The organism is Lactobacillus sp. ESL0237, assembly GCF_003692985.1.
In the GTDB taxonomy this organism is placed as follows: Bacteria; Bacillota; Bacilli; order Lactobacillales; family Lactobacillaceae; genus Lactobacillus; species Lactobacillus bombicola.
On the sequence record NZ_REHE01000004.1, the window covers coordinates 36800 to 59258 of the forward strand.

General features: G+C 34.5%; 19 protein-coding genes and 1 pseudogene. 17 read left to right on the top strand and 3 right to left on the bottom strand.

Going from position 1 to position 22459, the window contains the following annotated elements; translation table 11 throughout:
• Positions 1 to 11 precede the first annotated feature (11 nt).
• The 14 genes and pseudogenes from F5ESL0237_RS01055 (at position 12) to F5ESL0237_RS01120 (ending at position 16771) form a co-directional block, all read left to right on the top strand.
• On the top strand, positions 12 to 839 hold the full coding sequence (locus tag F5ESL0237_RS01055; protein WP_118898279.1) for a Sir2 family NAD-dependent protein deacetylase: 828 nt from the start codon (positions 12 to 14) through the stop codon (positions 837 to 839).
• Positions 839 to 1792, top strand: a pseudogene (locus F5ESL0237_RS01060) (exonuclease domain-containing protein). The gene F5ESL0237_RS01055 and the pseudogene F5ESL0237_RS01060 overlap by 1 nt, the downstream one beginning before the upstream one ends.
• 95 nt (positions 1793 to 1887) lie before the next feature.
• Positions 1888 to 2754 (top strand): DNA/RNA non-specific endonuclease, encoded by an 867-nt coding sequence (locus F5ESL0237_RS01065; protein ID WP_122024402.1) that lies wholly within the window; start codon positions 1888 to 1890, stop codon positions 2752 to 2754.
• Positions 2755 to 3104: 350 nt separating this feature from the next.
• Positions 3105 to 4190: an ABC transporter ATP-binding protein gene (locus tag F5ESL0237_RS01070; protein WP_122024403.1), complete on the top strand. Its 1086-nt coding sequence runs from the start codon at positions 3105 to 3107 to the stop codon at positions 4188 to 4190.
• Positions 4190 to 5056, top strand: a complete 867-nt coding sequence (locus F5ESL0237_RS01075) for a carbohydrate ABC transporter permease (protein WP_122021265.1) — start codon at positions 4190 to 4192, stop codon at positions 5054 to 5056. The genes F5ESL0237_RS01070 and F5ESL0237_RS01075 overlap by 1 nt, the downstream gene beginning before the upstream one ends.
• Complete coding sequence (locus F5ESL0237_RS01080) at positions 5056 to 5880, top strand: carbohydrate ABC transporter permease (protein ID WP_090093678.1); 825 nt, start codon at positions 5056 to 5058, stop codon at positions 5878 to 5880. The genes F5ESL0237_RS01075 and F5ESL0237_RS01080 overlap by 1 nt, the downstream gene beginning before the upstream one ends.
• On the top strand, positions 5864 to 7159 hold the full coding sequence (locus tag F5ESL0237_RS01085) for an MBL fold metallo-hydrolase (RefSeq protein WP_122024404.1): 1296 nt from the start codon (positions 5864 to 5866) through the stop codon (positions 7157 to 7159). Before F5ESL0237_RS01080 ends, F5ESL0237_RS01085 begins: the two co-directional genes overlap by 17 nt.
• 49 nt (positions 7160 to 7208) lie before the next feature.
• Entirely contained in the window at positions 7209 to 8519 is a 1311-nt protein-coding gene (locus F5ESL0237_RS01090; RefSeq protein WP_122024405.1) for an extracellular solute-binding protein, read from the top strand.
• A gap of 294 nt (positions 8520 to 8813) precedes the next feature.
• Positions 8814 to 10118, top strand: a complete 1305-nt coding sequence (locus F5ESL0237_RS01095; protein WP_122024406.1) for an extracellular solute-binding protein — start codon at positions 8814 to 8816, stop codon at positions 10116 to 10118.
• A gap of 108 nt (positions 10119 to 10226) precedes the next feature.
• Positions 10227 to 11144: a magnesium transporter CorA family protein gene (locus tag F5ESL0237_RS01100; RefSeq protein ID WP_090093670.1), complete on the top strand. Its 918-nt coding sequence runs from the start codon at positions 10227 to 10229 to the stop codon at positions 11142 to 11144.
• Positions 11145 to 11158: 14 nt separating this feature from the next.
• The gene (locus tag F5ESL0237_RS01105) at positions 11159 to 12061 is read left to right on the top strand and encodes a serine hydrolase (RefSeq protein ID WP_122021270.1); all 903 of its coding nucleotides are present in this window, start codon (positions 11159 to 11161) and stop codon (positions 12059 to 12061) included.
• 136 nt (positions 12062 to 12197) lie between these two features.
• Positions 12198 to 12761: a TetR/AcrR family transcriptional regulator gene (locus F5ESL0237_RS01110; protein ID WP_122021271.1), complete on the top strand. Its 564-nt coding sequence runs from the start codon at positions 12198 to 12200 to the stop codon at positions 12759 to 12761.
• 14 nt (positions 12762 to 12775) lie between these two features.
• The gene (locus F5ESL0237_RS01115; protein WP_122024407.1) at positions 12776 to 15640 is read left to right on the top strand and encodes an MMPL family transporter; all 2865 of its coding nucleotides are present in this window, start codon (positions 12776 to 12778) and stop codon (positions 15638 to 15640) included.
• A 129-nt stretch (positions 15641 to 15769) separates the two neighbouring features.
• Positions 15770 to 16771: a zinc-ribbon domain-containing protein gene (locus tag F5ESL0237_RS01120; protein ID WP_122021273.1), complete on the top strand. Its 1002-nt coding sequence runs from the start codon at positions 15770 to 15772 to the stop codon at positions 16769 to 16771.
• 42 nt (positions 16772 to 16813) lie between these two features.
• On the opposite strand, the gene F5ESL0237_RS01125 is transcribed toward F5ESL0237_RS01120, so the two are convergent.
• Positions 16814 to 18190 (bottom strand): NAD-dependent succinate-semialdehyde dehydrogenase, encoded by a 1377-nt coding sequence (locus tag F5ESL0237_RS01125; RefSeq protein WP_122024408.1) that lies wholly within the window; start codon positions 18188 to 18190, stop codon positions 16814 to 16816.
• Between the two features lie 82 nt (positions 18191 to 18272).
• Positions 18273 to 19049 carry an alpha/beta hydrolase fold domain-containing protein gene (locus F5ESL0237_RS01130; RefSeq protein WP_122021275.1) on the bottom strand — a complete coding sequence of 259 codons (777 nt, stop codon included), beginning with the start codon at positions 19047 to 19049 and terminating at the stop codon, positions 18273 to 18275.
• Between the two features lie 173 nt (positions 19050 to 19222).
• Here F5ESL0237_RS01130 and F5ESL0237_RS01135 point away from each other — a divergent pair, with 173 nt between their 5' ends.
• From F5ESL0237_RS01135 to serS, 3 genes are all read left to right on the top strand, one after another.
• Positions 19223 to 19828, top strand: a complete 606-nt coding sequence (locus F5ESL0237_RS01135; RefSeq protein WP_182431376.1) for a TVP38/TMEM64 family protein — start codon at positions 19223 to 19225, stop codon at positions 19826 to 19828.
• Positions 19828 to 20361: a GNAT family N-acetyltransferase gene (locus tag F5ESL0237_RS01140; protein WP_122024409.1), complete on the top strand. Its 534-nt coding sequence runs from the start codon at positions 19828 to 19830 to the stop codon at positions 20359 to 20361. Before F5ESL0237_RS01135 ends, F5ESL0237_RS01140 begins: the two co-directional genes overlap by 1 nt.
• A 368-nt stretch (positions 20362 to 20729) precedes the next feature.
• Positions 20730 to 22037, top strand: a complete 1308-nt coding sequence (gene serS, locus F5ESL0237_RS01145) for a serine--tRNA ligase (protein ID WP_122024410.1) — start codon at positions 20730 to 20732, stop codon at positions 22035 to 22037.
• Between the two features lie 234 nt (positions 22038 to 22271).
• Here serS and F5ESL0237_RS08510 read toward each other — a convergent pair.
• Positions 22272 to 22459 (bottom strand): hypothetical protein (locus tag F5ESL0237_RS08510; RefSeq protein ID WP_233551836.1); only part of this gene is annotated, 188 nt, incomplete at its 5' end.

Here is a 22459-nt window from a genome sequence, read left to right on the forward strand (position 1 = left end):
AAGAGCTCTGAATGGAAAATTTGATTAAAGCGCAACAGCTAGTTAACGAGGCCGAAGTAATAATTGTTATTGCTGGAAATAAGTTTGCTAAATTAGAAGGACTGGATTTGTTAGGACAAGATAGCTTTGACCAAGACTTTCCGTTAATTGCCAAAAAGTATGACGTTCATTCAATTGGTTCAGCATTAGATTTAAAGGAATTAGCCTGGTCTGAAAAGTGGTTTATTTGGAGTCAGTTAATCAATAAGTATTCGCTCATGTATAAACCCAGTGCGACAATGAAACAATTAAAAGAGCTTCTGAACAAGAAAAAGTACTTTATTGCTACTGCTTCATTTGGTAATTTTTTTGAAAAAGCGGGTTTTAATCAAAATCGAATCTTTAACATTTTTGGTAATTGGACTAACATGCAGTGTTCTAGTGGAATTAATCATGGTTTAAAAAATGCGACCAAAGTTGCTACCCAAATTGCGGCAACTACAGTTTTAACAGATATTGAAAAACTTATACCTAAGTGTGCTGTTTGTGGACAACCGCTGGAAATTCATCTGCCAATTACTTCACATTTCTATCCTGATAGTGATGCTAACGCTCGTTTTCGTTGGTTTTTAACTGGAAATGAAGCTACAAAAACTGTTTTTTTAGAGCTTGGCGTTGATGAAACAAGTCCGCAATTATTTGAACCAATTATCCACTTAGTGGACGAATATAAGCAATGGTCATATGTTGCAGCAGATTATACTCAAGCTATGTTGCCGTTAACATTGCAAAACCGTAGTGCCGCTGTTAATACTGATTCAGCTAGCTTAGTTCAAGCTTTAATTGAGGGGAACAAGTAATGAGTATCTTTATTGCGAATGGTATTTTACATGTTTCAGATGCCCAAAACAAATTGCGCGCTAAAGGGTAAGAACAGCCAGCATTTATTGATGATTATACTTTACTAGATATTGAAACCACCGGGCTTAATCCATACCGTGATCATGTAACCGAACTTGGGGCAATTAAAGTTAGAAATAACAAAGTCGTTAATCAATTTAGCCAATTAGTGGTTTATCCGCGGTCTAATCATGTGCCAACTTTTATTACTAATTTAAATGGAATTACCGAAGAATTGCTATGTAGTAAAGGTGTACCAGTAAAGATAGCGATGGCGGAATTTCGACAATTTATTGGTGAGGACATTATTGTGGGCTACAATGTTAATTTTGATTTAAATTTTCTGTATGATTTAACCCAAAAGTTTAACTTGCCGCGCCTCAATAATGATTATGTTGATGTTTTACGTTTAGCTCGTGTTTATTATCCCTTTAAACGTAATCGATTGCTAGATTGTATGCAGCGAGCAGGAATTGCAGAAGTTGAAGAGCACCACGGTTTGGCTGATTCGCTTGCTACCAAAAAAGTTTATGATGACTTTCGCATGCACTTTACTGATCAATTATTAATGAAGGCACAAGCTAAGCTAAAAAATATTGATTTATTAGGACCTAAATTGGCACCAGCGGATCTAGGAATTCATCCTCCAATTAATAATAAAAAAATTGTATTTAGTGACGAGATAAGTATGAGTAAGTCTGAGGCTATCCAGATGGTTAATAATTTGGGTGGCCAAGGGCAAATTGCAGTTCAAGCTGATACGAACTATTTAGTTTTAGCAGATGAAGGATTTTTTAGTAAAAATAATTTTTTGTGGCAGCAAGCACAGAAATATAATCAAGGAGGAGCTAAAATTAAGCGCTTGTCTGAAAGCTACTTTTTAAATATGATTGATGAATGGGCTAGAAGTTAACTAAAAAGCAAAGCATTGCAGCTTTGCTTTTTTGCTGTTGCAAACAAAAGTTCGATTAGATATACTTAACTATTATTAGTTCAAGGAGTATTTGAATGGCACGTAGGCGAAAAAAAAATAGTAGTAATAATAATGACTTTTGGGCTCTAGTAATTATTATCCTATTTTTAGTTTGGTTTGTTATAACTAAGGGTGGGACCGATCCTAGTGGTCACCAGACAATCAACCAATTTACTCAAAATGAGCAACCAAGTGATAATAAAATTGACCATACCAAACCCGCAGCAAAGGCATATGGAGGTTTAGCTAAAGAAGATTATGATAAGTTAGCAAGGATTGATTTTAAAAGTGGCACAGCAGCTTATATACCTGTCAACGGAAATCAATCAACGTTAATTAAGGAGGCCTGGAAGGTCAATCGAGTCATTTATTCAAATTTAGATGATTTAAATCGAACTTCCCACTCTAATACTGCTTTTTTAGAAAAAAGAAACATTGCCAATGGTGAATTTCGGATGCGGCAATTTGTGGCGCCAACCGGTTGGCATTACAATCGCCGTAACGGCAGTCAAATTTATAATCGGGGGCACTTGATTGCTTATTCAATTTCTGCTGGAATTGACGCAGAGGGAAATTATAATCCTGATACTATGACTGGTGATCAAAATAACCCTAAAAATTTATTTACCCAATCAGCTTTTTCAAATCAAAAAGTGCAAACTATTTTTGAAAGTAAGGTTAGACAGGCGTTAAGACAAAGAAAACGCGTTATATATCAAGCAACGCCGATTTTTCGTGGCGAAGAATTAATGGCTCGCGGTATCAATTTACAAGCTATTTCTACCGATAATAGTTTAGATTTTAACGTTTATTTGTTTAATGTTGAACCTGGCTACTCCTTTGATTATAGCGATGGACGAGCAAGGATAAATCATGAAATGCAAGTGAGACAGGTATATTAATTATTTTTATAATTTTATTTTTGCTAATTTCTGTGAAAATAATAAAAAGATGGTAATTGTTCGGATAATCTGACTAATAATAAATAAGCGTAAAAATTAAAGCAGCATTATGAGATGTTGCTTTTTTGTGTAATTTCATGTAGCAAAAATCAGAACATTTACTCCAAAAAAATATTAATAACTCCCCGTTTTAGAAGTTAAAACGAATATTATTACATAGATGTCGGCAATTTTTGGGGGTATAAAACGAACTATTAATGCAAAGACTTAGTTGTATTAAAACCGATTTTATTTTAAAATTGAGTAAAGAAGAGAAGTAATATGATACAAATTGATAGTGGTACAAATTTATGGATAACAACAAATTCGTTGAAGTAAAAAATCTGAGAAAGGTTTATGATAATGGTCACGAGGCGATTAAGAACGTAAGCTTTTCTGTTAAAAAAGGTGATTTGGTCTGTCTTCTAGGACCTTCAGGCTGTGGGAAAACTACTATCTTAAATATGTTAGCTGGCTTACTTAATCCAACTGCTGGTGAGATTCTTTTTGATGGTAAATCGATGGTTAAAGTTGCACCAAAAGATCGCCATATTGGGTATGTTTTCCAAAACTATGCTTTATATCCTCATATGACAGTTTTACAAAATGTAATGTTTCCTTTAACAGTTGGCAAGAACAAGCGCTCTAAAGCTGAAGCTAAAAAAGTAGCACAAAAGTATATGCAATTGACGCAGATTATGGATCTTGCTGATCAAAAGCCAGGTAATTTGTCAGGTGGACAGCAGCAGCGCGTAGCTATAGCTCGTGCTTTAGTTCAAGAACCAAAGATTCTTTTAATGGATGAGCCATTAAGTAATTTAGATGCTAGATTACGTTTAAAGATTCGTGAGGAAATTCGCTCATTAGTTAAATCAGTTGGCATTACTACTTTGTTTGTAACTCATGATCAAGAAGAAGCATTGTCAATAGGCGATAAGATTATCTTATTTAATGATGGGGTCATTCAACAAGATGATTTAGGGCAAAATTTCTATTTGGAACCAAATAATTACTTTGTCGCAAATTTTATCGGCAACCCAGTAATTGATAATTTTAAAGTTATTAAAACAGATCAGGAATTGCGTTCAAGCCAATTCACCATCCCACTTGCTTTGCTTGATGCCTCCCGCTTTAAGCGCAATTTGCCAAACGGTGAATATATATTATCAGTACGTCCTGAAAATATTACGCCCCAAAAAGATGGATTTTTGCATGTTAAAGTTGATGATGTTGAATTAATTGGCCGGGAGCGAATCTTAAAGTTCACCTATGATCAAGTGCAAGCTCGGTCATTGATTAATTTAGAAGAGTCGATTCAACCGGGTGATGAAGTGACCTTACAGCTGAAGTTTGACCGCATATTTATCTTTACACCAGATGGGGAGCGCGTTTACTAATGGAAACAAATCAGAAAAAAGCGTGGCTATTTTTAGCGCCAACCATTATTTTTGTTACGCTATTTAGTATTTATCCCATTCTGCGTGCATTGGGAATGAGTTTTCAAAGCGGATCATTGATTGACTTACATTGGAGCGGTTTAAATAATTATCAGTATATTTTTCATGATCCTGAATTTTGGCTTGCACTTCGAAACACTGCTTTATATGCCATTATTTCTGTCCCACTTGGTTTGGTTATTTCGATTATGCTGGCTTGGATTATTTTTGATAAAGTTAAGCACCAATCATTTTTTGAAACCACCTTTTTTATGCCCTATGTTACCTCGACAATTGCCATTGGGATAGTATTTCGTTATATCTTTAATGGTGATTATGGCATGCTTAACTTTATTTTACGCTTATTGCATTTACCAGCTCCTAACTGGATTGATGATCCTGCTTGGTCATTGGTAACGATTATTATCTTTGGTATTTGGACATCACTAGCCTTTAATATTGTCATTTTAATGGGAGCATTACGTAATATTGACCCTAATTTTTATACCATTGCTGATATGTATGGTGCTAGCGACAAAGATAAATTTTGGCGGATAACTATGCCAGAATTGGTACCCACTCTAGCATTTTTACTAACAATGAATATTATTGGTGCTTTTAAAATTTATACTTCGGTTTATGCCTTATTTAATGGTCAAGCAGGAATTGGTAACTCAGGTACTACAGCTGTTTTTTATATTTATAATAAATTTCAAATTGTCGGTACTCCTGGTGTAGCAATGGCAGCAACAGTAATTTTATTTCTCCTCATTTTGTTTGCTACGTTCTTGCAACGGAAAATGATGAAGAAGATTGGAGAAAATTAATGAAACGAATTCGTTTTGGGGTTTTGATCAGTTACCTCATTTTGTTTATCTTTGCAATAATTACTGTTTTTCCTTTTGTTTATATGATTTTGGGTGGATTAATGAGCTTTCAGGAAACAACTTCAATTCCCCCGACCTTAATTCCGCATCATTTTGAGTGGAATAATTATGCGAAAGTTTTTGCTAGAGCGCCCTTTGCTCGGTACTTTTTTAATACAATTTTAACTGCAAGTGTGACAACTTTGGTTAGTTTATTTAACTCACTTTTAGGTGCCTTTGCGATGGTTAATTTGCGCTTTAAGGGTAAAGGCCTTGTGCAAATGATTTTACTGTCATTATTAATGGTTCCAGGAGAAGCAATAATTTTTACTAACTACAATACTATTGCAAAAATGGGCTTACTTAATACTTATATAGGCCTGGTCCTCCCCTTTTTAACTTCGATTTTTTATATGTATTATTTACAAAGCTATTTTGGGTCAATTTCAACAACTATTTATAAGGCGGCAATGATTGATGGTGCAAGCGATTGGGACTATATTTGGAAAATTCTTGTGCCCATGTCTAAAAGTGGTTTGTTCACAGTTGGCTTATTAAGTTTTATTTCTGGTTGGAATTCCTTTCTTTGGCCATTATTAGTAACTAATGAAGATACAATGCGCTTACTCAATAATGGCTTATCTTCTTTTGCTTCAGATGCAGGTAGTGAGACGCAATTGCAACTAGCTGCAGCTACTTTAACTGTTTTGCCAGTTTTAGTTTTGTATTTCATTTTTAGAAAACAGATTATTAAAGGGGTGGTGCGTAATGACCTTAAAGGATAAAACAACCATTACTTTTTATAATGGGTTAACAACAATTGGCGGACCGATGATTGAGGTTGCTTATAACAAGTCACATGTTTTGTTTGACTTGGGTGAAGTATATCGGCCGGAATTAGAATTGCCGGATGAAAGTTATTCAACGCTAATTAAAAATCAGTTGATTGGGGATGTGCCTAACTTCTATGATCCATTACTTACTGGCCAGCCAATTGATCATCAACGTTGGGAGCACGCTGCAGCATATATGTCGCATTTACATCTTGATCATAGTAAAGCTCTGAATTTTTTAGCTCCAGAAATTCCGCTTTATGCTGGTCCACTTACAGCCCGGTTATTACCTGTTTTAAATGAAAATGGAGATTTTCTTTTGCCAGCAGCAGGGCACAAACCTAATTATACTAGGCCAATTATTGCGGCTAAGTATCAAGTACCAATTCATATCGGAGAAATAACACTAACCATTTGGCCCAGCGATCATGATGCATATGGTGCAACTGGTTTAATTATTACTACTCCCAATCAGACCTTGGCTTATACGGGGGATATCCGATTGCATGGTTATCATCCTGATTGGGTACATCAATTTTTAGCTGCTGCTCGGGGCTGTGATGCGTTAATTGTTGAAGGGACTGGAGTTTCTTGGCCTGAGGAAAAGCAGGTTCAACCTAGTGCAGAATTTACTGGTCCCAGAACTGAAATTGAGTTAACTGACCAAATCATCCAGCTTGAACGAGTTAATGAAAAACGGCAATTAACTTTTAATACCTATCCAACTAATGTAGAACGGTTGTTACGTTTGCTTGAACTTTCACCGCGCAAGGTAGTGCTGCATGCTAAGAGAGCACATTTACTAAAGGAAAGCTTGCAACAGGATTACTTGTATTATTACTTGCCAGGAGAGCAGAAAATTGCAAATTTAAATCCGCAGTTGGCAGTTGATTATGAGAAACTGCTCGCTGATGATCATGAGTATCTCTGGCAAGTAGTTAAAAATTATGGTGATTTGCAAGTAGGAGGTTTATATATTCATTCTAATGCTGAACCACTAGGTGATTTTGATCCAGCATATGAGCCTTTTATACAGACATTAATGGATAGAAAGATTGAATTTAAAGCTTTACGTTGCTCAGGTCATGCGGATGAAAAAGAGCTTAAGCAAATTATTAGCGAGGTTCAACCTAAAGCACTTATTCCGGTGCACACACTGCATCCGGAGCTTGAGGAGAACCCTTTTGGAAAACGGATTTTACCAAAGCGTAATCAAACAATTACGCTTTAGTTAATCAAAAACTTGTTGTTTAATTTTTATTTTTGGGGAGGTTTACCAAATGAAGTTTAGTAAAAAAATTATAGCAGCCTTTGCTGCTGGTATGGCTTTGATCGGGACTGCTGCTTGTTCTAATGGTAGTCATTCGTCTTCGTCATCTAGCACCGATAATTCTGAAAAAATTGCTAAAGTAACTAAGCAAACTAATATTGTTTTTTGGCACGGAATGACAGGTGTCCAGCAAGAAACGCTTAAGGGTTTAACTAAGGAGTTTGAAAAAGAAAATCCAAAGATTAAGGTTAAGTTGGAAAATCAGGGTGCCTATAATGACTTGCAGGCCAAGATTAATTCGACCTTGCAATCACCTAATAACTTACCAACAATTACCCAGGCTTATCCTGATTGGCTTTATACAGCTGCTAAGAATAAAATGTTGGTTGATTTAACGCCGTACATTAATAACAAAGCTGTTGGTTGGGGTGGTAGCAAAGCTTCTAATATCAAGCCAGCCCTACTTGATGGTTCCAAAATCGCAGGTACGCAGTACGGCATCCCATTTAATAAATCGATTGAAACTTTGACTTATAATGCAGATATTTTTAAAAAATATGGTATTAAAAAGGCACCGACAACAATGGCTGAATTGAAACAGGATGCTGAAATAATTTACAAAAAGAGTAATCACAAAGTTGTTGGTGCTGGTTTTGATTCATTGTCAAACTACTACACTTTGGGAATGAAAAATGAAGGAGTCGACTTCTCAAGTAAGATTGATTTTACCAGTCCTACTTCAAAGAAGGTAATTAACTACTATGCCGACGGTATTAAGGCTGGTTACTTCAGAGTGGCTGGTTCAGAACACTATCTTTCAGGTCCATTTGCTAACCAAAAGGTAGCAATGTTTATTGGTACCTCGGCTGGTGAAGGTTTCGTTAAGCAAGGTGTTGGCGATAAGTTTACTTATGATGTTGCTCCTCGTCCTGGAAAATACACAATGTCACAAGGAACAGATATTTACATGTTTAATCATGCAACAGCTGAACAAAAAGCTGCTGCATTTACATACATTAAGTTTCTAGTTTCTAAAGCTAGTCAACTTAAGTGGGCTAATGCAACTGGGTACATTCCAGTTAATCATGCAGCTGCTGATGCAACTGAATACAAAGATAATAAGCAGATTAAACTTCCGGCTAAGTTAGAAGATGCCATGAAGAATCTTTACAGCGTTCCAGTTGTTAAAGATGCCGGGGCTGCATATGGTCAACTTAATCCAATTATGCAAAATATTTTAGCTGCTGCGCAGAAGAAGCAAGATGTAGATAACGCAATTAATTCGGGTAAAGCAAAATTTGCGGCTGCTTGGAAACAATAAAAATTAAATAGCAATTAATTTAAAAACTAATAAGCCCTAAAAGTGAGACACTTTTAGGGCTTATTAGTTTTTAAATACTTAATTATTAAGATGAACAGGCAATGGTGTATAAAAGATATATTTTATGTAAACGCATAAAAAGCGAACTTTATTATTGGATAAGGGTATTAAATACAAATAAATACGAATTTTATTGTGATTTTAATTGTAATTTAACCATTATTGCTTTACAATAAACAAGACTTGGATTTTACTAAGTTTAATTAAATATAGATAAATTTTGGAGGAAATAATATGAACTTTGCTAAAAAGCTAGCGACTTTTATCGTTGCTAATTTAGCTTTATTTGTAACTACAGCTTGCTCAAGCAATAAGCCATCCTCAACCGTTGATTCCAATAAAATTCCGAAAATAACAGAAAAGACTACGGTAACTTTTTGGCATGGGATGCAGGGAGCACAAGAAAATACTTTAAAAAGTTTAGTTCAGGATTTTGAAGAAAAGAATCCCCAAATAAAAATAAAACTTGAACAACAAGGAAATTATGATGATTTGCAAGCTAAATTAACGGCAACTTTGCCATCTCCTAAAAATTTACCAACAATTACTCAGGCCTATCCAGGTTGGTTACAAAGCGCTGCCCAAAATAAAATGCTTCAGAATCTAGCTCCATATATAAATAACAAAGATGTTGGTTGGGGCAGTAGCCAAGCTTCTGAAATTAAGCCAGAATTACTGGATAGTGCCAAAATTAATAACATCCAATATGGAATTCCATTTAACAAATCAATTGAAGTGCTTGTCTATAATCCAAAACTGCTGAAACAATATGGCATTAATAAGGTGCCAACAACGATGGTTGAATTAAAGCAGGCTGCCCAGACTGTTTATGAAAAGAGTCACCACCAAGTTGTTGGGGCAGGCTTTGATAATTTAAATAATTACTATGTATTAGGAATGAAAAATCAAGGACAAGCTTTTTCAAGTAAAATTGATTTTACAGGTAAAGAATCAAGTAAAGTTATCAATTACTTTGTTGCTGGTGAAAAAGAGGGTTATTTTAGAATGCCCGGTTCGGATAAGTATCTATATATTCCGTTTGCTAATCAAAAATTGGCAATGCTGATAACATCATCATCTACGGAAACTTGGATTAAGCAGGCTAGTAAAAAGGGTTTAACCTATGATATAGCAGCTCGGCCGGGAAAGTATACTTTGCAGCAAGGAACAGATATTTATATGTTCAGCCGTGCTAGTGCAATGCAAAAAGCAGCCGCCTTTAAATTTATGAAGTTTTTAACTGCTAAAAATAGCCAATTAAAATGGGCTAAAGCAACTGGATATATTCCAGTTAATCAAAAGGCGGTTCAGGCTGATAGCTATCAAGCTAATAGTGAATTTAAATTACCAGCTCATTTAAATGAGCTTATGAATACCAACTCCTTATATAGTGTTCCTGTAATTAAAAATGCAAATGCAACTTTTGGTCAGTTAACACCAATTATGCAATCGATTTTAGTTGCTGGTCAAAAAAATCGAAATGTTGAACAGACTATTAGAACCGGTAAAATCAAATTTAATGCTGCTTGGCAGCAATAAAAAGCAGGCTAATGCCTGTTTTTTATTTAGTGTTTTTTTACTTGAATGGTAAGATAATATTGTTATAAAAATCTACTAATTGCTTAACTAAATAGCCAGGGGTGAAAAATGATAAAAGAGCAAAAATTTCCAGTAGCAACTAAATATAAATGGTTTGATATCAATAATTTAAGTGAAGATGATAGTGAAAAGCTACAAGATGATTTCAATTTTACTTCTGATATGATTTCATATATTTCTGATCGGCATGAGCGACCACATTATGACTACGACACTTATACAAAAATCCATTTATTAATCTATGACGTACCAATTTGGCCTACGCAAGTAATTAAACATTTTACGGCGCATCCCATTACTTTTTTAGTATCTGGAGAAAATATTTTTACTTTCCATACTGAAGCAACTGGTTATGTATTTGACGAATTTAATGATTATGCAATGCGACGAGAATTATCCAATTCTCAAGATGTGACTGAGTTATTAATGAAATTTATGTTATATGCCACACAATATTTTCAAAGAGCAATCACGCAGCTTGATGATGAGCGCAATAGTCTTGATAAAAAATTATCAGGAGATATTAATAACAAGGACTTAGTGGAATTATCAAATATTGAAAAGAGTTTAGTCTATTTATCTAGTTCAATCCAAACTAATTCAATGATGATTCATAGCTTAAAATTATCAGAATTAGATTTCACTAAAAAAGCACGCGAAAGTCTTGACGATGTTTTAATTGAATCAAATCAAGCCGCCGAAATGGTTAAAATTTCGCAGCAAGTAACAAAAACTTTGTCAGCTACATCCAATAATATGATGAATAATAATTTAAATGATACGATGAAGTTTTTAACTGTCTGGTCATTAGTTTTAACGATTCCAACAATTTTAACGGGCTTTTATGGCATGAATGTCAGTTTACCAGTAGGGCATAGTTCTTTGGACTGGGTAATAATTATCGTATTGACAGTTTTATTGATGGTTTGGCTAATTGTTCTAATGAAACGTCATCATTTTTTCTAAATTGAGGTAAATTTATGAAAAATAAAGTATTTGTTGGATCAATTATTACAACTTTACTAGCCTTTATGCTTTATACTGTTAATTTAAAACAAACTAAAAATGCAGATATTAAAATTATTGGACAAAGTCAAAAAAGAAATGGTAATAAGTCTAAGTCGATAAAAGAACCACATACTGCAGAAATAGAATATCCGCGCGAAGTTAAGATTACGGGTGGTAGTAAGCTGGTCTGGGCTAAAAAAATAAAGCAGACAATGGGTAAAAAGCAAAGTTACCAAGTTTATTTAAAGGATCTTAATAATAATCAATTTGCTCAAGTTGCTAACATTTCCAAGGCCCACAGTGTTAATTCGGTTAGTCGCTTGTTTTTATTATTAACTATTTATTATCAAGAGCAACACCATAAATTATCTAGTAAAACGGTTATTAAGGTAAAGAAAGCAGATGTGGTAAAAGATGAAAAAATATTGCAACCAGGAATCGGCTATGGCATTACCTATTTAAGACAGGCAATGATGAATGGCAGTCAAACAGCCACTAATGTACTTTTAAGAAAGGTAAAACTAACCCAAGTTAATTTTGTTATCAAAAAAATGGGTTTAGTGGATACTAAAGTGAAACCCAAGTTTGTTGCAATAACCACAGCTAAAGATCTGGCTCAAATTATGATAAATCTTTATCAAAATAAGACCTTGAATAGGCAATACTCTAACCGGGTTTTAGGTGTCTTAAGTTCAGTTAAAAATAAGCCCAAAATTGGACCAACAGGTAGTGGCTTAATTTATGCTATCGGTGACAAAAAAGCTAATGTTGCTCTGATTCAAATGGGTGGGCATACATACTGTATGGCTATTTTAAGTAATAGTGATCATAATTTTAGTCAGTTAGGTAAAGTAGTTAATAAATTTTTTAAATAGTTTAATAAAAAAGAATTCAGTTTTTGAATTCTTTTTTATGTTATTAAGGATCTTAAAAATAATTTACAGCTTGTAGATTGTATTCTTCAATGTGTAGTGCTATATTATTCACTATGCCGTAAAAGGAGGAGTGAAATTGGTAAAAAAAAGAAGTCTTGACCTGGATAAAATAATTGCTAAGGCAACTGAATTAATTGCTCAGCGAGGTCTATCTGCTACTACCTTACCTAATTTAGCTAATGAATTAGGTGTTCGTTCACAATCTTTGTATCACTATGTATCAGGACGTAAGCAATTGTTATCTTTAGTTGGTGCGAACCGAATTAAAGTTATGATTACTGTGTTAACAGATAGTTTAATAGGTCTATCGGGTAAGGAAGCATTGCTTAAATTTGCTGATATTATTCGCAACTTTATTTTAAATGACCCAGCACTATTTAGTATCTTGTATCATTTGAATGAATATCAACAAGACGATGCGATTACACAAGAAATTATGAATGTAATTGCATTGGCTGATAAATTACATTTACGCAGTGACAGTACAGTTTCACTCCATTCTTTAATTGGCGCAGTTTTGGGTTATGTTTTTCTGGATGTTTCGGCATCGTTTGTTGGTGAAACTAGTGCCCAAGCTGATCAAGGTTATCATGAATTAGTTTTACAGTTAGTTCAGCCGAAAAATATTTTACAAAATTAGAAAGGAAAAGTAGAGTGCAAAAACTACTAAAAAATCATATTTTTTCATTAATTGCATGGATTTTAATTTTAATTATTTCTGTTGTGGCTTTGCCAGATATTACTGGGTTAACGCGCGAGCACTCGAATGTTTCCCTGCCACAAGACGTTCAAAGTGAAGTAGCTCAATCAATTCAGAATGACTGGGGTCCAAAACAAAAAAATACCTATCAAATTGCGGTTGTTTTCAATAAAAAGAAGGGCACGATATCAGCGGATGATAAAAATGCGATTAATCAAACTGTAGCCAAGCTTAAAAACAACCAGGATGACTATGGTATTAAGCAAATATTGGCTCCTGATGATAACATTGCAACTAAGAATAAACTGAAGTCTAAGAATAATAAAACTTGGATTATGCAGATTAATGTTGCTAAAAATCACGCGCCAATTAATGAAGTAGAAAAAGAATTGACTAGTGCAGTTAAGACTAATGGCGTTAGAACTTATATCACTGGTGCAGATGTCTTACAAAATGCTTTTTCTAATTCGATTCAAGAAGGAATTAAAAAGACTGAAGCAATTACGATTGTCTTTATTTTTATCGTGTTGATTATTGTCTTTAGGTCACCAATTGTACCGTTAATCTCATTATTAACAGTTGGCGTATCCTTTATTACTTCTTTTTCAATTGTAACTAACTTAGTCAAATATCAAAATTTCCCATTCTCGAATTTTACACAAGTCTTTATGATTATTGTTTTATTTGGAATAGGTACAGACTACAATATTTTACTCTATGATAAGTTTAAAGAAGATTTGGGTTTGGGTCTAAACCGTTATGAAGCGATGAAAAATGCGCTAAAAGTTGCTGGTAAAACAATTTTATATTCGGGATCATCAATTTTAATCGGCTTTTCTGCCTTAAGTTTAGCTAATTTTTCTATTTATCAGTCTGCGGTTGGAGTTGCAGTTGGGGTCGCTGTCTTATTAATCGTTTTGTTAACGTTAAATCCATTCTTTATGGCGGTTTTAGGCAAAAAAATGTTTTGGCCAGTAAAGCAGTTTACTGGTGAACATGAAGATAAGTTATGGCATGGTATTTCTAAAGGAACGTTAGCCCATCCAATTATTTATTTACTTGTTTTAGCAGTAGTAGTTACTCCTTTTGCTTTAATGTACTCGGGCAATTTGAATTACGATGATACTGATGAAATTGAAAATAGCGTTCCAGCTAAGGCTGGAATGCTAGTTGTTGAAAAAGACTTTTCTAAGGGAATGGCTGAGCCATCGGTTCTTTATATTAAGAGTAAGCATCGATTAGATAATGAAGCAGATTTGCGCCTGTTAGATCAGTTAACTAGGCAATTACAGGCTTCAAAAGATGTATCTTTTGTAACCTCGGTTACCCAACCGTATGGCGAAAGTATAGATCAGTTATATGTAAAGAACCAGTTGGATACTGTTAATCAAGGGGTTGATCAGGCACGTGCTGGTTTAGGTAAATTGAGTCAAGCATCAAAAAAAGTTTCTGCTGGGGCTAGCCAATTAGCTAATGGGACCAGTCAATTGCAAACTGGTACTGGTCAACTTCAAAGTGGAGCTGGTCAATTGCAGACTGGTACTGCGCAAATGAGTAGCGGTCTTAATCAGTTGAATTCTCAATTACAAAGTGGGACGCAAGGACTAGAAGGTGCGCAACAACAGACTAAAGCGACCTTAGAGCAAAGCTATAAGGCCAATTTATCTAAAAGCATTGGTAGCTTACCTGGCTTAACAGCACAGCAAAAAATGGCTGCTATGCAAGCTGCAGGTGCTGCTCTTGAAAAATCATGGGCGCAAGCTTCAGCTTCAATGCCAGATGTTTCCGGACAAATGGGTCAATTACAGTCTGGTGTTGGACGTTTAGCCTCGGCTTCTGGTCAACTTAATACCGGAGCTACCACTTTAAATGGTGGAATTGGTCAATTACATTCAAGTGTTGGTCAATTAGATTCTGGAGCTAACCAATTAGCTTCAAGTACCCCTAAGATTACTAATGGTGTTGATGAAGTTAACAGTGGCTTAGGCCAGGGTGCTACTTACTTGACTGGACTAGCGAGTTCGTCTGCAGCAGATACCTTTTATATTCCCAAGGAATTTATTAAAAACGATACTTTCCAAACGTCAATTAAAAATTATCTTAGTCCTGACAAAAAATCAGCAATGTTAATGATCGTCTTTAAGTCTAATCCAAGTGGCACTGAAGCAACTAAAAAAGCCCAAGATTTAAGTTTAATGGCTGAAAAATCATTTGCTGGAACGCGCCTTAAAAATGCAGTAGTGGCAATGGGCGGCGAAAGCTCAAAAATTGCTGACGTTAAGGAAGTTGCTAATAAAGATTTCATTAGAACAGCAGCTATTATGCTGATTGGAATTGGGATTGCCCTGATTTTTGTAACTAGATCTTTGTTACAACCGATTTATATTTTGGGCACATTATTGATTGCTTACTTCTGCTCATTATCAATTAGTGAATGGGTAGTTAAAGCAGTTCTAAATAAAGACATGATAACTTGGAATACGCCATTCTTTGGGTTCATTCTTTTGATTGCTCTGGGTGTTGATTATAGCATTTTCTTGATGACACGTTACCGTGCTCTGGAGGGTAATAGACCTAGTGACCGCATGCTTAAAGCTTGTGGAATTATTGGAACAGTTGTTATTTCTGCTGCAATTATTCTTGGCGGTACTTTTGCGGCATTAATTCCATCTGGTATACCAACTTTAATCGAAGTTGCTTTAACTGTAATCATTGGTTTGATCATTTTGGTCTTTATTATGCCAATCACTTTGTCTGCTGCAGTTAAGTTGACTTATGAAGGAATTTCAATGAAAAAGAATAGACGGGTAAAGGATTAATTTAACCAAGTCTTTTGAGAAGTAGGAATTATTAAATTAAGTAAAAAAGTACGATAAAGAAATTTTCTTTATTGTACTTTTTGTTTTATGATAAAGGTAACAAATATTATGTACAAAAGGGTGCGTGTTATGACTACTTGTCCAAATTGTAATCGACCAATTACTGATAATGATAAAATTTGTCCTAAATGTCATTTTGATTTACAAAAATATCGGGATACTTTTTTTACTGATAAACATTTACAAGCAAATTATGAAAATGATAAAACTGGTGAAAGAATTGCTAGTCGCAAATTATACCGGCAAGAATTTTATCCCCAAAAACAAAATCTAGTTGTGCAAAAGATGTTAGAATGGTTACGCGTCAATAGTATGATAGTCATGCTTTTAGGAATTATATTATTAATACTTATGAGCTTTTCACGCAGTATCGGTTGGATTTGCTTTTTTGCTTTATTAGTCTGGCTTTATGTAGTTTGTATCCGTAGTGAAAAAATTGAGCGCTACACTGTTGATCGGCGCCTAACTGAAAAAGTCAATCAAATATTTTCTAATACCTTTAATAGTGTTGCAAATTCCAAACGAAAGGTTATAAAAAATAGAGGACAACAAGCAAACCAAGAGGCCTTTAGTAAGCAACATTACGGTTATAGCCAACTTTTAGTTATTTTAATGGCCGTAATTAATTTAATTGTAATGTTTGCTGGCTCAGGTGCTTCGATATCCGATGTTACTTATACGGGAAAAATGTCAATTACGCGGGTTATTTTTCGGTTAGCAGGGCATCTATTTTCTTCAGGTGAGACAAGACTTTCAGGTGTATTACTTTGTTTAATTTGGTTATTAATTGTTTTAATTCCATTGAGTATTATTTACAGTACCTTGAAAGACAACAGGAAAAGACGTTTATTAGCATTCAGTTTATCTTTACTTGAATCAATTTTCTTAATTTATTTGATTATTAGACTTTCTAGTATTAGTGTTGCAGGTAAGGGACTTTTGAAAAATATTACTAATGAATTTTTGCTTTATGCTGTTTCGGTTGGTACCTCGACGTATTTTTTGATTTTATCCAGTATTATGACAACTTTTTTAACAGGTTATAATTTGATAAGAGAAAAATTGCGGTAATAAAAAAGCAGGACTATGCGTCCTGCTTTTTATTATTGTTAATTATTTTGCCGGCATATCGATAACTAAGTGTTCGTTAACAAAGGCTAGCAAACCTAAATTGCTAAGTTCACGACCATAGCCTGATTTTTTAATACCACCAAAAGGCAATTCACCTGAACTAATCCAAGTTCCGTTGATCACGGTCATTCCAGTTTCGATTTGTGCGGCAACGCTACGGGCATGGTCAGTGTTTTTACTAATAATAGATGAACCAAGCCCATAACTTGAGTCGTTTGCTAAAGCAATTGCTTCAGCTTCATCGTTAACTTCATACACAATTGCCACGGGACCAAAAAATTCCTGATCGTATGCTGGATTATTTTTGGTGACATTGGTTAGGATGATTGGCCTGAAAAAGGCACCGGTTGAATTTATTTCTGGATATTGATAAAAAATTTTAGCGCCATTAGCAACTGCTTCTTCAACTTGACTAGTTAATTTTTCTTTAGCGATGTATGAGTTCATTGGCGCTAAAGTTGTTTTACTATCTAATGGATCACCAGCAGATAAGCTTGAGAAGGCATCCTTTAATTGAGCTAAAACCTCTTTATATTTAGACTTAACAGCGATAATTCTTTTGGAAGAAGTGCATACTTGGCCGGTATTATAGGTTCTAGCCGAGTAAAGTAATTGTTTTAAAATTTTTGAATCAGCATCTTCTAGTACAATAAAGGCATCGTTACCTCCAAGTTCCATAGTGGCTTTTTTTAAATTTTTACCAGCATTTTCAGCGACTGCAGCTCCGCCACGTTCTGAACCAGTTAAAGCAACGCCTTGAATACGTGAATCAGCCATAACTTTATTTAATTGATCATAATTTAGATAAAGATTGATCAAACTACCTTCAGGTGCGCCAGCCTGTTTAATAATTTTTTCAATTAAAGCAGCAGATTGTGGTACATTGTGGGCATGCTTAAGTATAATCGGGTTACCAACTACAAAGTTAGGAGCAAAAACCCGAATTACTTGGTAAAGTGGAAAGTTCCATGGTTCACAAGCCAAGACAACTCCAGTTGCTTGCTTTAAATAATAGGCTTGGCCCAGATTAGAATTAATGGGTTCGGGGTTAAGCATCTCAGCACCATGCTCGGCATAGTAATCACATATTTTAGCGCAGAGTTTAACTTCATGATTGGCTTCAGTGATTAATTTTCCCATTTCCTGGGTCATAATTTCGGCCATTAATTTTTGCTTTTTATATAAATTATTAGCAATTTCATGTAAAGTTTTTGCTCGACTGCTTGGTGCTTCGTGACGCCATTTTTGGTATAAAGCATGAGCCAAACTAATAGCATCCTCAACTTGCTCTGCTGTAGGGTTGCTAAATGTTGCCAAGACTTCATTAGTATATGGATTAATTGATTGATATTTAGCCATAATTATCTCCTTAATTTTAATTATACTTTTTAACATATTATAAATCGCTTTCAAGCTAAAGGTACGGTGTAATTACAAGAAATTATTCAGTGATTTTGATTAAATAGTTAATTGATTCATCAAGATATTGTTTTGAATAGGACATAGCATGCTTAGAGCCAGCTATCAATTTAAGATCTATACCATGATTTTGTTGGGCTAAAGTTGCAATAAAATCAAGTAAGTCTTGGGTTGCAACTAATTCCGTAGTTGAATTAATCATTAATAATTGATGTAAATTTTGGTAATTGTATGATGCAGCATCAAGCTTTTGCAGGACGGTTGTATCACTTGATCCTGCATATGTTAGGGTGAAAAATTTGTAAAAAGCATCATTAATATCGTTTAGTGTTGTTAAACCCAGTTCTTTTTGGGCATTTTTTGCCGGCTTGACTTTGGGATGATTTTTTATCCAAGAAGAATAGCTGACTGGTGCTGACCAAGTAACAGTTGGGAAGCCGTATTTACCAGCTAGATAAAGTGCAATTGTGCCACCACTACTTGCGCCTATTTGTGTAATGGTTGTGTCTGAATTGGTATATTTGCTATTAAATAGCCATTTAACAAACTTGTTGCTATCAGTGTGAGCAGTGGGGAAAGTAGATGCCGGCGCAAGTGAATAATTTGGTGCAAATACTAAAAATCCGTGTGTTGCTACTTTAAGACATAATAGTTTTAGTTCGCTTTTATCGCCGCGAAACCAACCTCCACCATGCCAAAAAATCAAAATTTTGTTTGTAACGGGCATTTCTGGTATATAAAGGTCAACAGTTAATTTTTTTGAGTTATCGTAAATAAGATTATTTAGAATTTGAGTCATATTATAACCTCCCAATATATTGTATAACATGTATATAATTGTTTAGAATATAATTACAATAGCTATTTAAGCCAAATCTTTAAAATCTTTAAAACATTATCCTTAATTAACTAAAAATGAATCAATTAGATTAGTTTTTTGGTAGAATGAGAACTAATAAATGGAGGTAAATTATGCATTTGTCAGCTAAAGCCAGTCGAAGATTGATTAATATTCTGACCATTGTCAGTGCGATTGTTATTATTCTTTTGTGTATTTATTGGTATCGCTTAGGAATTTTTACTAGTCAAGCTAAAATGAAAGCATATTTAGCTGATAAAAGAATCAGTGGACCGATAATTTTTGTTTTAATTCAAATTATGCAAGTTGTTTTCCCAATAATTCCTGGAGGTGTATCACTTTTAGGTGGTGTGGTCTTTTTTGGTCCACTTGCAGGGTTTATTTATAATTATGTTGGTGTTTGTATCGGATCAATCATTGACTTTTTTTTAGCCAGATTTTATGGTAAACCGTTTATTTTACATATTGTTTCAGAAAAGACTTTTGATAAATATATTAAATGGACAGAAAACCAACGCAAGTTTAATTGGTTCTTTGGTATTTGTATTGTTGCCCCGATGGCCCCTGACGATGTTCTTTGTTTACTTGCCGGATTAACTGAAATGAAGTTTTCAACTTATTTTTGGATTATAGTTTTAGGTAAACCTTGGACTATAGCTGCTTATAGCTTTGCTTTAATGTTTGGGATGGATTGGCTTTTAAAACTGGTTGGTAAGTGATGGCTAACAGAGTTTATTTACGTTCGTTTGAACTAACAGATGCACCGACAATTTTAAAGTGGGGTCAAGATCAATATTATCAAGATGCGGCTGGCTTTCAATCTTATCAAGACTTAAAGCAGGCCCGAGTAGCAGTTAACCAATACATTAATCGGCAATATAGCTATGGAATTTGTTTGAGGCAAGGCAAGCAATTAATTGGTTTGGCTGAATTATATGAACGAGGAACTAATGAAGCTGATTTGTTAAAGACAAAAGAGGTCGGCTTTTTATTGGATAAAGAATATACTGGACATGGCTATATGACTGAAGCATTGACGATGTTATTTGACTTGGCTTTTAATCAACTTAGGCAAGAAGAAATTTGGGCAGGTACATTTACAAATAATGTAAAATCACAAAATTTACTTAAGCGTTTGGGCTTTCATTATCAGTATGAAATTGATTTGAATAAAATTAATCCTTTATTTACGTACAAAGAAAAATATTTTTTACTTAAAAAAGCAGAGTGGCTTAAGACTGAGTTGAATTGATTTGAGTTAATAGTTCTTTTAACTATCTAAGTTATTAAAGGGCAGTAATATATGACAAGTATAAAAATTTAAAATTACAAATAATTACTATTTGCGTAAAGAAGCAGAATAGCTTAAAATAAACACAAACACGGAGTCCTAAGATGGTTTTTAGAGAGTTTGCGTTGTGGTGAAAGCGAATAACTGTCGTTTCCAGACTTCAATGATGTGGGTAATTAAGAGTTACACGGAAAAGGGCACCGTTATCGCCATTTTAATTAAGTGCAGTTGCTAATGCAATTGAAACTGGGTGGCACCGCGAAGACATGTATTGAGCTGATTCGTCCCAATTTAGGGATGAATCAGCTCTTTTTTATGGAGGGAAAATTATGTTAGATATCAAAGTGATACGTGATAATTTAGATTGGGCAAAAGATAAGCTGGCTAGACGTGGTGTTAAGCCAGCAGAATTGGACGATTTAATTGCTATTGACCAAGAACGTCGTGAGGACTTGAATCAAAGTGAACAATTAAAGGCAAAGCGTAACCAAGTGTCCAAACAAATCGCTACTGCTAAACGAAATAAAGAAGATGCGACTGAAGCAATTGCCGCAATGAGGCAAGTTGGTGATGAAATTAAGCAATTAGATGAACAAGTTAATGAATTGACTAAAAAACAAAATTATATTTTGCTTCGTCTACCTAATTTTCCAGACGATTCTGCGCCAATCGGACCTAATGAAGATTATAATCAAGAGGTGCGTAAATGGCATAACCCAACTGAGCTATCCTTTACACCAAAAGCTCATTGGGAATTAGGAACTAATTTAGATATTTTGGATTGGGATCGTGGAGCTAAAGTTTCAGGAGCACGTTTTGTTTATTATAAAGGGGCTGGAGCACTTTTAGAACGTGCAGTTTTCAATTTCTTTTTAGATGAAAACATAAAGGCGGGCTATACCGAAATGATTCCACCATATTTAGTTAATGAAGAATCAATGCAAGGTACCGGGCAGTTCCCTAAATTCCGTGAAGATGTTTATACAATTGTTGATAATGATGATCCGGAAAAACAATTAGATTTAACATTGATTCCAACAGCTGAAGTTCCTTTAGTTAATTATTTCCGTGACGAGATTATTCACGAAGATAAATTACCAATAAATGTAACAGCAATGTCGCCTGCTTTTAGAAGTGAAGCTGGTTCAGCTGGACGGGATACACGTGGATTAATTAGAATGCATGAATTTAGAAAAGTTGAAATGGTAAAGATTTGTAAACAAGAAGATTCATGGGCAGAACTGGATAAACTAACAGCTAATGCGGAACATTTGTTACAAAAATTAAACTTACCTTATCATGTGGTTGCGCTTGCAACGGGTGATGCAAGTTTTACAAGTGCAAAAACTTACGACTTAGAAGTTTGGATGCCAGCGCAGGATAAATATCGTGAAATTTCAAGTTGTTCAAATTGTACAGACTTTCAAGCGCGCCGAGCACAAATTCGCTATCGTGATGAAGATGGTAAACTTCATTTAGCACACACACTTAATGGTTCTGGTTTAGCAGTTGGGCGAACAGTTGCGGCAATTTTAGAAAACTACCAAAATGAAGACGGTACAGTTACAGTACCAGAAGTTTTGGTGCCATATATGGGCGGTATGACCAAAATTACTAAAAATCCTAGCTTAATCTAAAAGCAAGGCTACTCCTAAAAGTTTTTTAATTATTAGGAGTAGCCTTTTTATTTAAAGGTAAATTTATTTTGAAATAAATTTTTATAGTTAATTTAAAGTGAAAAGGGACAAATTACGAATAATTAATGAACATTGCTTTCATAAATTACAGGAATATCAGTTTTTATTTTAAAAAGAAAAGTAGATTTATTAAATAATCAGACTAATATACGAACTAAAAAAATATTTGACTAATTAAAACAAAAATAGTAAAGTATTATCTGTGCTTGAGAGTACTAGACAGTACTGCGATAAAGCAAAAAAGATATAAAAAACCAGTTGACAAAAGCGACTGAGTTTAGTAATATAAAAAGCGCTGTTGTTTAAAGAAGCGGCAGCGCGGGTCAGAAAAAAGTTCTTGACAGAGTCGAGAGCATCTGATA